Here is a 14,005-nt window from a genome sequence, read left to right on the forward strand (position 1 = left end):
GACAAGATCAAAGACAGGCACTCGGAACTACCGACCGCGGAGGCGCTTCGATGGCCCAGACGTCCGACGAACTCGCCGCCGAGCTGCGCGCGGCGCTGTCCGGCCCGGCTCGCTTCGACCCCGGTACGCGCGCGTTGTACTCCACCGATGCCTCGAACTACCGCCAGGTGCCGCTCGGCGTCGTGTTCCCACGCTCCGAGGACGACGTGGCCGCGGCGGTCGCCATCGCGCGCAAGCACGGCGTGCCGATCACCGGTCGCGGCGCGGGCACCAGCATCGCCGGGAACGCCGTCGGGCCTGGCCTGGTGGTGGACTTCGCACGGCACCTCAATCAGATCCTGGAGATCGACCCCGAGCGCAGGCTGGCCCGCGTGCAGCCCGGCGTCGTGCTGGACTCGCTGCGCGCCGCGGCCGCCAGTCACGGGCTGACCTTCGGGCCCGATCCGTCCACGCACAGCCGATGCACGCTCGGCGGGATGATCGGCAACAACTCCTGCGGCACGCACTCGGTGGCCTGGGGCAAGACCGTCGACAACGTGCACTCGCTGGACGTCCTGCTCGACGACGGCACCCGCCTGCAGGTCGGTGCGACCTCGCCGGTCGAGCTCGACCGGTTGTGCGCGCGCGGCGACCGGACCGGACGGCTGTACCAGGAGTTGCGGGCGTTGCGCGACGATGCCGGCGACTTGGTCCGCCGCTCGTTCCCGGACCTGACCCGCCGGGTGTCCGGCTACAACCTGGACCAGCTCTTGCCGGAGAACGGGTTCCACGTGGCTCGCGCATTGGTCGGTACCGAGGGCAGCTGCGCGACGGTGCTGCAGGCGACCGTCGAGCTGGTGCCGTCTCCGCCGGTCCGGGCGATGACGGTGCTCGGTTTCCCCGACAGCTACGCCGCCGCTGACGAAGTGCCCCGGTTGCGCGGGCTGGAGGCGTTGGCCATCGAAGGGCTCAGCGCGGAACTCGTGGACGTGGTGCGGCAGCGCAACCCGAGTTCGCCCGCGTTGCCGCTGTTGCCGGGTGGGCGCAGCTGGCTGCTGGTGGAATCCGGCGGTGCCGACCAGGGCGAGGCCGAGGCAGCGGCGCGACGCGTCGCCGAGGCGATGGGCGAGCGCGCGGCGAGCGTGATCCACACCGACGTGGCGCGGATGGCCGCGCTGTGGAAGATCCGCGAGGAAGGCTCGGGGTACTCGACGCGGATGGCCGGTTCCGAGCGGTGGTCCGGTTGGGAGGACGCCGCTGTGCCGCCCGAGCGGTTGGGCTCCTACCTGCGGGAATTCGACGCGCTGCTGGCCCGCTTCGGTCGCCGCGGGGTGACCTACGGCCACTACGGCGACGGCTGCATCCACGTGCGCATCGACTTCGACCTGCTCTCCTCACCCGGTGCGCGCGACTACCGGACCTTCCTGGAGGCCGCCGCCGACCTCGTGGTCGCGCACGGCGGTTCGGTCTCCGGCGAGCACGGTGACGGCCAGGCTCGATCGGCGCTGCTCACCCGCATGTACCCGGCCGAGGTGATCGAGGCGTTCGAGCGGTTCAAGGCCGCCTTCGATCCCGAGGACCTGTTCAACCCCGGCCAGATCGTGCGCCCGCGCCCGGTCGACGCAGACCTGCGGTTGCTGGTAGCGCCGCCCCGGCTGCCCAGCCGGACCGCGCTGGCGCTGCACGCCGACTCCGGTGATCTCGCCGCCGCGACTCGGCGCTGCGTCGGCATGGGCAAGTGCCTGAACACCACGGGCGGGGTGATGTGCCCGAGCTACCGGGCGACGAAGGACGAGAAGCACTCCACCCGCGGTAGGGCGCACCTGCTGTTCGAGATGCTGGCCGGGCGGGTGATCCGCGGTGGCTGGCGCTCGCCGGAGGTCCGCGACGCGCTCGACCTGTGCCTGTCGTGCAAGGGCTGCAAGTCGGACTGCCCGGTCGACGTCGACATGGCGACCTACAAAGCCGAGTTCCTGCACCACCACTACCGGCACCGCGTCCGCCCGGCCGCGCACTACTCGATGGGTTTCCTGCCGTTGTGGCTGGCCCTGGGCCAGCGCGCACCTCGGCTGGTCAACCGGGTGCTTTCCGGACCGCTGGCACCGGTGCTCAAGCGGCTCGGCGGTGTCGACTCGCGACGCGAGGTGCCGCGACTGGCGCCCCGGACACTACAGGCGTGGTGGTCCGGTCGGCGCCCGCCGACCGGCGATGCCACCGCGCGCGTGGTGCTGTTCCCGGACACCTTCACCAACCACTTCGACCCGCACATCGGCCGGGATGCGGTCACGGCGCTCGAAACGTTGGGCCAGGCGGTGGAAATCCCGCGCGAAGCGGTCTGCTGTGGACTGACCTGGCATTCGACCGGACAACTCGGCATCGCCCGCGCCGCCGTCCGCCGCACCGCCCGACTGCTGCGCCCCCAGCTCGATCAGGGCCTGCCGGTCGTGGGGCTGGAGCCGAGTTGCACCGCGTTCCTCCGCAACGACGCGCTGGAACTCGCCCCGCACGATCCCGATGTCGCGGCGCTGGCGGCGGCGACCAAGACCTTCGCCGAGTGGATCGAGCCGACCCGCGCGCAGTGGCAGCGCACCGCGACCGGCCCGGACGCGCTGGTGCAGGTCCACTGCCACCAGTACGCCGATCTGGGCTTCACCGCAGACCGGGCCACATTGGACGCCACCGGAACCCGCGCGCGGGTGCTGGATTCGGGCTGCTGCGGTCTGGCGGGCAACTTCGGCTTCGAGCGCGGGCACTACGACGTCTCGATCGCCTGCGCGGAACAAGCTCTGCTCCCGGCCGTCCGGGAAGCGGCCCCGGACACCGAGATCGTCGCCGACGGATTCAGCTGCCGAACCCAGCTGCGGCAAACCACCGGCACCGAACCCGTGCACCTCGCTACCCTCGTCGCCCGCGCCCTCGACAGCTCGTCGTGAGTGCTTAACCGGGCTGGAGGCCGGTTAAGCACTCACGACCGATCCGTGCGGGAGCAGACAGCGGCGCGGGGAATGCCGGGCCGGTCTGGGAGTGTTGCACCGGTGCACCGCAAGCAGCTTGAAGGGAAACGCAGATGGCGACGGTCGAACTGACCACCGAGAACTTCGACGAGGTCGTTAACGGCAACGACTTCGTGATCATCGACTTCTGGGCGGACTGGTGCGGCCCGTGCAAGATGTTCGCGCCGGTCTTCGAGCGCAGCGCCGAAACGCACGACGACATCGTCTTCGCCAAGGTCGACACCGAGGCCCAGCCGGAGTTGGCCGGTGCCTTCGAGGTCCGCTCCATCCCAACGCTGGCGATCGTCCGCGACAACGTGCTGGTCTTCCAGCAGCCCGGCGCCCTGCCGGAGAACGTCTTCGAGGACCTCATCAGCCAAGCCCGCGACCTGGACATGGACGAAGTGCGCAACAGCGTGAAGTGACCGGTGGCCCGGCGGTCAGAAACCCGGTTCGACCGCTTCTCCGATGGCGGCGTGCAGCACTCCCGGTAAGGCGCTGATCTCCTCGACCAGCGCCGACACCGGGACCTTGCCGCGCAGCCGCAGCGCCACCACCGCGGTTCGTTGCTCTTGGTCGTCGGTGTCCTCGCGCTCCACTTGCAGGTCCATCACGGTCCAGCCGCGACTGGTGCACAGCGTCAACACGCTACGCAGTACGCCATATCCGTCGAGGTAGCCGATCCGCATCACCTGCGGCTCGCGCAGCGATTTGCGCATCAGGTGCAACAGCCGCGGATACCCCATCGCGACCAGGAAGTGCACCGCCGTCGTCGCGGTGGCCAGCACCACCAGCCCGCTGCCGCAGGCCATGCCGACCGCGGCCACCAGCCACACCGTGGCAGCGGTGGTCAGGCCGCGCACCGCGTCGCGGCGCACGAAGATCAACCCGCCGCCGATGAACCCGATGCCCGAGACGATCTGCGCCGCCACCCGCGACGGGTCGAACGAGACCCGGTCGAACACCAGCAGGTCGCCGAAGCCGTACTTGGACACCAGCATGAACAGCGCCGCACCGACACCCACCAGGGCGTGCGTGCGCAGTCCGGCGCTCTTGGCGCGGATCTCCCGCTCCAGCCCGATCAGGCTGGACAGCAGCAGTGCCGTCCCCAACTCGACGAGCAGTGGGAACTCGCCGAACCCGGCCACGACCGCATCCGTCACCTCTGGAACGTAACCCACCGCTTCCGCTGGGTCACGATCAGGCTGCCCGGTGCGGCCGTCGGGCCAGGTAGACCACCGCGGGCGGCAGGTTGCGCCAGACCGTTCGGCTGATCACCGTCTCCTCGAACTCCGCCCGCAGGTCCGCGAGCTGGCGGCGGGCCGGTGGCGCCCAGCGCGTCCAGGTGTAGCCGAACTGCGTGAAAGCTCCCCCAGGCGTCAGCGACTCGGCGATCAGCCGGATCAGCGGCACCCCGTCTACCGGGGCATGCGCCACCCACGGCAGACCGCTGACCACGACATCGGCCCGCAAACCGCGCTGTCGCAACAACTCCGGCAGCTGCCGGGCGTCCGCGCACACCGATTCCACCGCCGGGAACCGCTGCCCCAATTCCGCGGCCCAGCGCGAGTTGAGCTCCAACGCCAGGTGCTTTCCCCGTCCGCCGAGGCGACGCTGGATCACCTCGGTGAACGCGCCGGTTCCCGGCCCCAGTTCGACGACCACGGGCTCACCGCGGTTCGGAATGGGCGCCACCATCTGCGCGGCCAACGATCGCGAGCTCGGTCCGACCGCTGCGGTCGTGGTCGGCGATTTGATGAACTCCCACAGGAAATCCGCGGTCCCCACCGGCGAGCACTCCCGTCGCGAGAAAGATGCGCGATCACTACGGCAATCGACGACCGGCGAACAGCGAGATCCCGGCCGAGATGATCGCCGCGAGCGTACCGAGCACCAACCACGGTTTACTCGCATCTGTGTGCTTGGTCTCGTAGCCGATCTGCTCGCCGAGCGTGTCGTAGGCCTCGCGGAGCTGCTCGGCGCTGGCCGCCTTGTGGAACTCCCCGCCGGAGAGCCGGGCGATCTCCTGCATCGCCTCGTCGTCCACCTCGACCCACTCCTGCTCGCCCTCGATCTCGATGCTGCCGTGCTTGGTGCCGAAGGAGATCGTGGAGATCGGGATGCCCGCCTGCTTTGCTTCCTTGGCCTTCGTGTAGGCGCCACGCGGCGCGTCCAGCTCGCGCGGGATCGTCTGCCCACCGTCGGCCATCAGCACGATCCGCGCCGGTGGCGCCCCGGCCGGACCGCCGACCATCTTGCCGAAGGAGTCGATCGCCTGCATCGCCGCGTTGATCCCGTCGCCGGTGGCCGTGGCCTCCGCCAGCTTCAGGCTGTCGATGGCCTGCTTGACGCTGGCCCGATCGGTCGTCGGCATCACCAGCACGGTCGCGGTGCCCGCGAACGACACCAGCCCGAGGTTGATGCCCGGCGTCAGCTTGTCCGCGAACTCCTTCGCGGCGACCTTCGCCGCCTCCAACCGGCTGGGCTCGACATCGGTGGCCTTCATCGACAGCGACACGTCGATGGTGAGCATCACGGTCGCCCGATTGCGCGGGATGCGCTGCTCGGCGGTCGGCCCGGTCAGCGCCACGGTCAGCAGGATCAGCGCCACACCGAGCAGGGCCGGTGGCACGTGCTTCCACCAGCCCTGCCGAGCCGGGACGACCCGCTCCAGCGTCTCCAGGTTGCTGAACCGCAAGCTGTCCCGGCGCCGCCGCCGCAGCGCCCACAGGTAGCCGCCGACCAGTGCCGCGATCACCAACAGCAGCAGGAACCACCACGGCGCGGTGAATCCCGTCAGGCTCAACATCAAGCAGCTCCTCCGGACCAACCTCGCTTGCGTGCCATGACGAACCGCACGACGTCGGCGATCCAGTCCGAATCGGTTCGCAACACCAGGTGGGCGCAACCGGCACGCCGCAGCAGGCCCGCGACCTCATCGCGGTGCGCCGCCGCGGCGGCGGCGAATTCCTTGCGCAGCACCGGAGTGGTGTGCACCTCCCGCTGCTTGCCCGTTTCCGGATCCGACAGCAGGACGGTGCCGACGTCGGGCAGTTCCAGATCGCGCGGATCCAGCACTTCGATCGCCAGCAGCGAATGCCGCGCGCCCAAGCCGCGCAGCGCGCGTTCCCAATCCGTCGACCCCAGGAAGTCCGAGATCACCACCGCCAGCCCGCGTCGCCGCGGCGGGCGGCGCAGCGACTCCAGCAGCTTGGTGAGGTCGCCCCGCGTGCCCTCCTCGGCTCGCGGCGTCTCGGCCACCTTCTTCAGCAGCGCCCGCGCGTACGCCGTGCCGCCGCGTGCCGGTAGCCGCACCGTGCCGGTGCCGTTGTCCACCACGGCGCCGATCCGGTTGCCGCCGCCGCTGGTCAGGAACATCACCGCGGCCAGGGCTGCGACGGCCAGCTCCCGCTTGTCGCAGGCCGCCGAACCGAAGTCCAGGCTCGGTGAGAGGTCGACGGCCACCCAGGTCTCCAGTTCCCGGTCCGCCACCGTCTGCCGGATGTGCGGTTCGGCGGTGCGCGCGGTGACCGCCCAGTCCATTCGCCGCACGTCGTCGCCGGGCTGGTAGATCCGCGCCTCACCCGGTTCGGTGCCCGGTCCAGGCACCAAGCCCAGGTGGTTGCCCTGCAACAGGCCGTCGAGCCGACCGCGCACGTTCAGCTCCAGCGCCCGCAGCGCCGCCGCCATCCGGGCGGTGTCCAGCGCGGGCGGCGCCCAACTCGGGCGGTCGTCGCGGCCGGAATGGGGTGCTGCCGACACGACTGCGTCGCTCCTCACTGGTGCGGGTTGGGCCCGAGCGGCGGCTGGCTGTAACCGACCGGGCCGACCGGCGCGGGCGGACCCGCCTGCGGCCGGGCCGACACCTGTGGCAGCGGCACGGTCTGCAGCACCCGGTTGACGATGTGCTCCACCGGAATCCCGTCGGCCAACGCGTCGTAGGACAGCACCAGTCGGTGCCGCAGCACGTCCGGCACCACGTCGACCACGTCCTGCGGCAGCACGTAGTCCCGGCCGCGCAGCAGCGCCAGCGCCCGCGCGGCGGCGACGATGCCGAGGCTGGCGCGCGGTGACGCACCGTAGGAGACCCATCCGGCGATGTCGGACAGGCCGTGGTCGTTGGGCATCCGGGTGGTCACCACCAGCCGCACGACGTAGTCGACCAGGGCGTGGTGCACGAACACGCCGGACGCCACGTTCTGCAGCCGGATCAGCTCGTCGGGGTTGAGCACCGGGTTGGGCTCCGGCACGGTCACGCCCATCCGGTAGACGATCTCCCGCTCCTCCTCCGCCGAGGGGTACTCCACGGGCAGCTTGAACAGGAACCGGTCGCGCTGCGCTTCCGGCAGCGGGTAGACGCCCTCGTTCTCGATTGGGTTCTGGGTGGCCAGCACCAGGAACGGGGCGGGCATCGGGAAGCTCTGGCCGCCGATGGAGACGTGCCGCTCGGCCATCACCTCCAGCAGCGCCGACTGGACCTTCGCCGGGGCTCGGTTGATCTCGTCGGCGAGCACGAAGTTGGCCAGCACCGGGCCGAGTTCGACGTCGAAGCGTTCGCTGCCCTGCCGGTAGATGCGGGTGCCGAGGATGTCGGCGGGCACCAGGTCCGGGGTGAACTGCAGGCGGGCGAACGAACCGCCGACGACCCGCGAGAACGTCTCCACCGCCAGCGTCTTGGCCACGCCGGGCACGCCTTCCAGCAGGATGTGCCCCTTGGCCAGCAGTCCGGTGAGCATCCGCTCGACGAGCCGGTCCTGGCCGACGATCACCCGCTTGACCTCGAAGACGGTGCGCTCCAGCAACTGGGCGTCGCGTGCCGGGGTGCTCACCTGATCCGCCGGGCGCGCCGCCGTGGCTCCGGCGCCCCCGCTCTCACCGTTGCCCGCGTCGGTCACTTCTCCCAGCCTCCTGTCGTCGATGCGGCCGTTGTCGACCGATCAAGATCCTGACACGCGGCCAGCACGGGCTCGCGCGGGGGCAATGCCCCCACGCACACCCAACCCCACCCCCGGTATGACCGCTGTGAAGCCCGCCGGTCCGACTCCTGCCCGCCGAGGTCCGGTGCTGGCTGTCTTGCAGCTCAGAGCATGCGGACCGCGTACGGGGCGATGCCGCCGTAGCGGACCGCGGTTACTCGGACTCGCGAACCCGAGTACGGGGCTTCGACCATCTTGCCGTTGCCGAGGTAGAGGGCCACGTGGTGGATGCGACCGCCGTTCTGCCAGAACAGCATGTCGCCGCGCCGCATCTCCGACAGCGGCACCCGGCGTCCGGACTGGTACTGGTAGCCGCTGTAGTGGTCGAGGTCGATACCGACACCGGCGAAGGCGTAGATCATCAGGCCCGAGCAGTCGAACCCGACCTTGGCGTAGTCGCCGAAGGCGTCGGCCACTCCCCCGTCCCGGATCCCGCGGGAGGGTCCGCGCGAGGTCCCGCCACCCCAGGCGTACTGCACGCCCAACTGGGACAGCGCCCGCCCGATGACCACCTCGACCGATCGGCCGCCCGGCTGCGGGCCCACCGCCCCGGCGTTCGCGGCCTGCACCGCCGCCTGTGCCGCGGCCTCCTCCTGCTGCTTCGCCGCCTGCCAGCTCTCGTACCGGCCGCGCTGCGCTTCCAACCCGGCCACCCGCGAACGCGCCTGCGCGAGCTGAGCTTCGACACCGGCCTTGTCGGCCTCCAGCCGACGAGCTTGCTCGGTCTGGCTGGCCTGCGCCGTGATGGCCGCCTGCTCCGCGGCCTCCGCCGCGCTTCGCGCCTGGTCGGCGGCCCGGCGCTTGGCTTCGGCGTCCTGCAGCGCCGCTCGGGCCAGCGAATCCTTGTTGGCCTTCTCGACCCGCGCGCGTTCGAGGTCGTCGAGCACGTCGAGCTGGGATTTGCTGATCACGTCCAGGAACACCGCGCGGTCCAGCACGTCCTGCGGGTTCTTCGCACCGAAGTACGCGGTGACCGAGCCGACCAGGCTGCCCTGCCGGTAGCTGCTGGCCGCGAACTCGTCGAGCCGGTTGCGCTGCTGTTCGATCTGCTGGGCCGCGCCGTCGGCCTCGGCACCGGCCGCGTCGGCGGCCTGGCGGGCCTCGTCGTAGGCGTGCTCGGCGCGGCCGAGGTCGACGCGCGCTTTGTTCGCGTCCTCCATCTTGACCTCGACCTGCGTCTGCAGGCCGACCAGCCGGGATTCGGCCTCGCCCAGCCGGTTGGCCAGCTCCCCGACCGCACCTGCCATCTGCTGCGCGGTGGCGTGCCCGATGTTCAGTTCGGCGTCGCTGGGATTGGGCGGCGGGGGCGGCGCGGCCAGACCGGTGCCGGACAGCGCCAGGCCGACGGTGGCGAGCAGCGTGATCGTGGCAGTTCGGCGCATGCCTCGGGATCGCGACACGACCGTCACCTCCAGCTGGTACGCCCGATCGGCGGTCGTACGTTGGGCCGAATGGAGTTGCACGACGGTCCAACTTTGCCACTGCCGTCCCGAGCGCACCACTGGACACGATGGCGACATGAGCAGGCATCAACCACTTGAGTCACAAGAGTGCGCAGCCGATCCCCGAAGACGGAATGCGGATCAGCTCCAGGTGCTGGGGTCTCCCCAGGTGCGCAGCGGGTCCGGCGAGTCGACCACCGGGACCGCGACCAGCTCCGGCAGCACCTCGACCAGCGGTTCGCGCAGCACCGCGGCCGCCACGTGGTCGTAAGGCGTCGGCTCGGCGTTGCAGATGATCAGATCCGCGCCGGCCTTGGCGGCCAGCTCCGCGAACGCCGCCGCCGGGTGCACCGTCAGCGAGGTGCCAGCCGCGACGAACAGATCGCAGTCCAGCGCCGCGCGCTGGGCACTGCGCAGCACGTCGGCGTCCAGCGACTGTCCGAAGGAGACGGTGGCCGACTTCAGGATGCCGCCGCAGGAGCGGCAGGGCGGGTCCGGCTCACCGGCGGCCACGCGCTCCAGCGCCGCGCTCATCGGGCCGGTCGCACCGCAGTCCAAGCACACCGTGCGGAACATCGTGCCGTGCAGCTCAAGCACCCGGTCCGGGGCCAGACCGGCGCGCTGGTGCAACTCGTCGATGTTCTGGGTCAGCAGCGCACCCAACCGCCCGGAGCGGTCCAGGTCGACGAAGGCGCGGTGCGCCGCATTGGGTTCGGCTTGCCAGGCCGGGTGTTCGGCGCGGTTGCGCCACGCCTGCACGCGCACCTGCGGATCGGCGACGTAGCTGTCGATGTCGCTGAGCCGCTGGGCAGCCGGGTTCTTCGTCCACACCCCGTTGGGGCCGCGGAAGTCCGGAATGCCGGAGGCGGTGGACACCCCGGCGCCGGTGAGCGCGGTGATCCGGCGCGCGCTGCCGAACAGTTCGCGGGCGCGGCGCCACTCCGCACCATCCCGGCCACCCATGCCTCGCGTCACGACTCCACCGTGCCACGAACGCCCTGGCTGGTGTGGCTTTGGGCACGGTCTCGGTGCTCACACCGCCAGGAACAGGGCATGTGAAGGCTGCTTTGCATCGTGGTAACGCTCGGCGAGCGCCTGTGAAACTTCCGGTTCCTACCTTCGCAGCAACCGACGAGAGGAGCCGAGTTGACCACGAGGGCCTTGGCCAGCAGAGGCCATTGGATCGAGGGTTGGGATCCCGAGAACGAGGAGTTCTGGGAGTCCACCGGCAAGCACGTGGCGCGGCGGAACCTGCTCTTCTCAATCCTGTCGGAGCACATCGGTTTCTCCATCTGGAGCATCTGGTCGGTGCTGGTGCTGTTCATGTCCCCCAGCATCGGCCTGCCGTTCACCGCGGCCGAGAAATTCCTGCTGGTGATCACCCCGAACCTGGTGGGGGCCGTGCTGCGGCTGCCCTACGCCGCCGCGGTGACCCGCTTCGGCGGCCGCAACTGGACCATCTTCAGCTCGGCGATCCTGCTGGTCCCGACCGTGTTGGCGTTCTTCGTCGTGCAGCAGCCCGGCACACCGTTGTGGGTTTTCATGCTGATCGGTGCGGCGGCCGGGGTCGGCGGCGGCAACTTCGCCTCGTCGATGACGAACATCACGACGTTCTTCCCGCAGCGCCGCCAGGGGTGGGCGCTGGGGCTCAACGCCGGTGGCGGCAACATCGGGGTGGCGGCGATCCAGATCGTCGGCCTGCTGGTGATCGCCTTCGCGGGCAACACCCACCCGTCCTACGTGGCGGCCATCTACCTTCCGCTGATCGCGCTGGCCACCCTGTGCGCGGCCATGTTCATGGACAACGTGGACGCGGTGCGGGCCAGGCCGGGCGCGCTGCGCGAAGCGGCCGCGAGCAAGCACACCTGGTGGATCTCCTTCCTCTACATCGGCACGTTCGGCTCGTTCATCGGTTACAGCTTCGCCTTCGGCCTGGTGTTGCAGACCGAGTTCGACTTCACCCCGCTGCAGGCCGCGAGCTGGACGTTCCTCGGCCCGCTGATGGGCTCGATCTCGCGTCCGTTCGGCGGCTGGCTCTCCGACCGCCTGGGCGGCGCGCGGGTCACCCTCTGGACCTTCGTCGGCATGGCGGCGGGCACCGCGGCGCTGCTGTTCGCCTCGTCGCAGGGTTCCTTCGGGCTCTACGTCGCGGCGTTCATCGTGCTGTTCGTGCTGACCGGCGTCGGCAACGGCTCGACCTACAAGATGATCCCGGCGATCTTCGCCAAGGAAGCCGAGGACGACGTGACCGACGGCGGCGAAGCCATCGCGGCCTTCGCGCGGGCGCGGCGGCTGTCGGGCGCGGTGATCGGCATCGCCGGGGCGATCGGCGCGCTCGGCGGGGTGGGCATCAACCTCGCCTTCCGCTCCTCCTACAGCAGCGCAGCCGCCAGCGGTGACGCCGCCCTGACTTCGTTCCTCGTGTACTACGTCCTCTGCGTGCTCGTCACGTGGTTGGTCTACCTGCGCGGAGTGCTCAGGAGCGGCGCGGCGCAGTCGGTCCCGGCCCAGGCACCGTCGTCGAAGGCGGAGGCCAGTCGTGCCTGACGGGCGGACCGTGGCCACGCACTGCCCCTACTGCGCTTTGCAGTGCGGCACCCAGCTGACGCGGGAGCGGCGCGGGGTGTCGGTGCGGCCGACGGACTTCCCGGTCAACCGAGGCGGGTTGTGCCAGAAGGGCTGGACCGCGCCCGCGGTGCTGGACGTCGCCGACCGGATCCGGCACCCGCTGGTGCGCCGCGACGGTCGGCTCACCCCGGTGGACTGGGACACCGCGCTGGACACCGTCGCCACCGGTATCGACCGGATCCGACGCGAGCACGGCCCGGACGCGGTCGGGGTGTTCGGCGGTGGTGGGTTGACCAACGAAAAGGCTTACCTGCTCGGCAAATTCGCCCGGCTGGCGCTGAGCACCAGCCAGATCGACTACAACGGCCGGTTCTGCATGTCCTCGGCGGCGGCGGCCGGAACCGCCGCCTTCGGAGTGGACCGGGGGCTGCCGTTCCCGGTCACCGATCTCGGCGGTGCCGATGTGGTGCTGCTGGCCGGGGCGAACCCGGCCGAGACGATGCCGCCGCTGATGCAGCACCTGCGCGCCGCGCAGCTGGTGGTCATCGACCCGCGCCGCACGGCGACCGCTGAACAGGGCGCGCTGCACCTGCAACCCGCGCCCGGTACCGATCTGGCGCTGGCGCTCGGGCTGCTGCACATCGCGGTGGTCGACGGCTGGACCGACACCGACTACATCCGGACCCGCACCACCGGTTTCGACGCCGCTTGGCAGCGCGCGATGACCTGGTGGCCGGAGCGCGTCGAGCGCGTCACCGGGGTGCCGGTGACCGCGCAGCGGCAGGCGGTGCGGATGCTCGCCGAGGCCGACAGTGCCTACCTGCTCACCGGGCGCGGCGCCGAGCAGCACAGCAAGGGCGTCGACACCGTGTCCGGGTTCATCAACCTCGCCCTCGCGCTCGGTCTGCCCGGCCGCCCCGGTCGCGGCTACGGCTGCCTGACCGGGCAGGGCAACGGGCAGGGCGGCCGCGAGCACGGCCAGAAGGCCGACCAGCTGCCCGGCTACCGGATGATCACCGATCCGGCCGCGCGTGCGCACGTCGCCGAAACCTGGGGCGTGCTGCCCGACGTGCTGCCCGGTCCGGGCCGCAGCGCCTACGAACTGCTCGACGCGCTGGGCACCGCCGAAGGTCCCCGCGCACTCCTGGTCTTCGGTTCGAACCCGGCGGTTTCCGCGCCCAACGCCGACCACGTCGTGGACCGTCTGTCCACTTTGGAAATGCTGGTGGTCGCCGACTTCGTGCCCTCGGAAACCGCGCAGCTGGCGGACGTGGTGCTGCCGGTGACGCAGTGGGCCGAGGAAGACGGCACCATGACCAACCTCGAAGGTCGCATCCTGCGGCGTCGTCGATTGCTGGTGCCGCCCGGTCATGCCCGCAGCGATCTCGAAGTGCTGCACGGGCTCGCGGTCCGGCTCGGCGAGCCCGGCCACCGCTACCCCACCGCGCCGCGCGAGGTCTTCGAGGAACTGCGCCGCGCATCGGCCGGTGGCAAGGCCGACTACGCCGGGATCAGCTACGAGCGGCTGGATGCCGGTGAGGCCCTGCACTGGCCTTGCCCGGATCCGGCGCATCCGGGCACACCGCGGCTGTTCCTGGACGGTTTCGCGCATCCCGACGGGCTCGCCCGGTTCGCCGTCGTCGAACACCGCGACCCGGCCGAAACACCGCACGGGACGTTCCCGCTGACCGCCACCACCGGCCGGGTGCTCGCCCAGTACCAGTCCGGTGCGCAGACCCGCCGGGTGGCCGAGCTCAACGAGGCCGTCCCCGAAGCCTTCGTCGAGATCCACCCGGACACCGCCGACCGCGCCGGGCTCGCCGACGGAACCCTGGCCAAGGTCACCTCGCCGCGCGGCAGCGCGCTGGCGCGGGTGCGGGTGGTCGCCACGATGCGCACCGACACGGTGTTCCTGCCCTTCCACTTCCCCGGCGCGGCGCGGGCCAACCTGCTCACCAATGACGCGCTGGACCCCCGCAGCCGGATGCCGGAGTTCAAGGTCAGCGCGGTCCGGATCGAACCCGCACGGGAGGCCGTATGAGCAGCC

The 14,005-nt window shown here is 70.8% G+C and carries 11 protein-coding genes; 4 read left to right on the plus strand and 7 right to left on the minus strand.

Annotated elements, in window-relative coordinates; all coding sequences use genetic code 11:
• The first annotated feature begins 50 nt into the window (after positions 1-50).
• Both MOQ72_RS07380 and trxA read left to right on the plus strand, forming a co-directional pair.
• On the plus strand, positions 51-2,912 hold the full coding sequence (locus tag MOQ72_RS07380; protein ID WP_242181384.1) for an FAD-binding and (Fe-S)-binding domain-containing protein: 2,862 nt from the start codon (positions 51-53) through the stop codon (positions 2,910-2,912).
• A 134-nt stretch (positions 2,913-3,046) separates the two neighbouring features.
• Positions 3,047-3,397, plus strand: a complete 351-nt coding sequence (trxA, locus tag MOQ72_RS07385; protein WP_242181385.1) for a thioredoxin — start codon at positions 3,047-3,049, stop codon at positions 3,395-3,397.
• A 15-nt stretch (positions 3,398-3,412) separates the two neighbouring features.
• On the opposite strand, the gene MOQ72_RS07390 is transcribed toward trxA, so the two are convergent.
• The 7 genes from MOQ72_RS07390 to MOQ72_RS07420 form a co-directional block, all read right to left on the minus strand.
• Positions 3,413-4,135 carry an MgtC/SapB family protein gene (locus MOQ72_RS07390; protein WP_242181386.1) on the minus strand — a complete coding sequence of 241 codons (723 nt, stop codon included), beginning with the start codon at positions 4,133-4,135 and terminating at the stop codon, positions 3,413-3,415.
• A 37-nt stretch (positions 4,136-4,172) separates the two neighbouring features.
• The gene (locus MOQ72_RS07395) at positions 4,173-4,760 is read right to left on the minus strand and encodes a class I SAM-dependent methyltransferase (protein ID WP_242181387.1); all 588 of its coding nucleotides are present in this window, start codon (positions 4,758-4,760) and stop codon (positions 4,173-4,175) included.
• Positions 4,761-4,797: 37 nt separating this feature from the next.
• Positions 4,798-5,778: a VWA domain-containing protein gene (locus MOQ72_RS07400; RefSeq protein ID WP_242181503.1), complete on the minus strand. Its 981-nt coding sequence runs from the start codon at positions 5,776-5,778 to the stop codon at positions 4,798-4,800.
• A gap of 2 nt (positions 5,779-5,780) precedes the next feature.
• Entirely contained in the window at positions 5,781-6,662 is an 882-nt protein-coding gene (locus tag MOQ72_RS07405) for a DUF58 domain-containing protein (RefSeq protein ID WP_242181504.1), read from the minus strand.
• Between the two features lie 86 nt (positions 6,663-6,748).
• Positions 6,749-7,867: an AAA family ATPase gene (locus MOQ72_RS07410; RefSeq protein WP_372495307.1), complete on the minus strand. Its 1,119-nt coding sequence runs from the start codon at positions 7,865-7,867 to the stop codon at positions 6,749-6,751.
• A 185-nt stretch (positions 7,868-8,052) separates the two neighbouring features.
• On the minus strand, positions 8,053-9,348 hold the full coding sequence (locus MOQ72_RS07415; RefSeq protein WP_242181388.1) for an NlpC/P60 family protein: 1,296 nt from the start codon (positions 9,346-9,348) through the stop codon (positions 8,053-8,055).
• A gap of 183 nt (positions 9,349-9,531) precedes the next feature.
• The gene (locus MOQ72_RS07420; protein WP_242181506.1) at positions 9,532-10,353 is read right to left on the minus strand and encodes an SIR2 family NAD-dependent protein deacylase; all 822 of its coding nucleotides are present in this window, start codon (positions 10,351-10,353) and stop codon (positions 9,532-9,534) included.
• A 183-nt stretch (positions 10,354-10,536) separates the two neighbouring features.
• Here MOQ72_RS07420 and MOQ72_RS07425 point away from each other — a divergent pair, with 183 nt between their 5' ends.
• Both MOQ72_RS07425 and MOQ72_RS07430 read left to right on the plus strand, forming a co-directional pair.
• Positions 10,537-11,937 carry an MFS transporter gene (locus MOQ72_RS07425; protein WP_242181389.1) on the plus strand — a complete coding sequence of 467 codons (1,401 nt, stop codon included), beginning with the start codon at positions 10,537-10,539 and terminating at the stop codon, positions 11,935-11,937.
• Positions 11,930-13,999: a molybdopterin oxidoreductase family protein gene (locus tag MOQ72_RS07430; protein ID WP_242181390.1), complete on the plus strand. Its 2,070-nt coding sequence runs from the start codon at positions 11,930-11,932 to the stop codon at positions 13,997-13,999. Before MOQ72_RS07425 ends, MOQ72_RS07430 begins: the two co-directional genes overlap by 8 nt.
• Positions 14,000-14,005: the final 6 nt, after the last annotated feature.

Origin of the sequence: Saccharopolyspora soli (genome assembly GCF_022678645.1) — a bacterium.
GTDB lineage: Bacteria > Actinomycetota > Actinomycetes > Mycobacteriales > Pseudonocardiaceae > Saccharopolyspora > Saccharopolyspora soli.

What these genes read in the sequence shown, in the direction of transcription:
- trxA (WP_242181385.1), top strand. Translation starts at nt 3,047, where the DNA reads ATGGCGACGGTCGAACTGACCACCGAGAACTTCGACGAGGTCGTTAAC.
- MOQ72_RS07380 (WP_242181384.1), top strand. Translation starts at nt 51, where the DNA reads ATGGCCCAGACGTCCGACGAACTCGCCGCCGAGCTGCGCGCGGCGCTG.
- MOQ72_RS07405 (WP_242181504.1), bottom strand. Translation starts at nt 6,662, where the DNA reads ATGGCGGCGGCGCTGCGGGCGCTGGAGCTGAACGTGCGCGGTCGGCTC.
- MOQ72_RS07420 (WP_242181506.1), bottom strand. Translation starts at nt 10,353, where the DNA reads ATGGGTGGCCGGGATGGTGCGGAGTGGCGCCGCGCCCGCGAACTGTTC.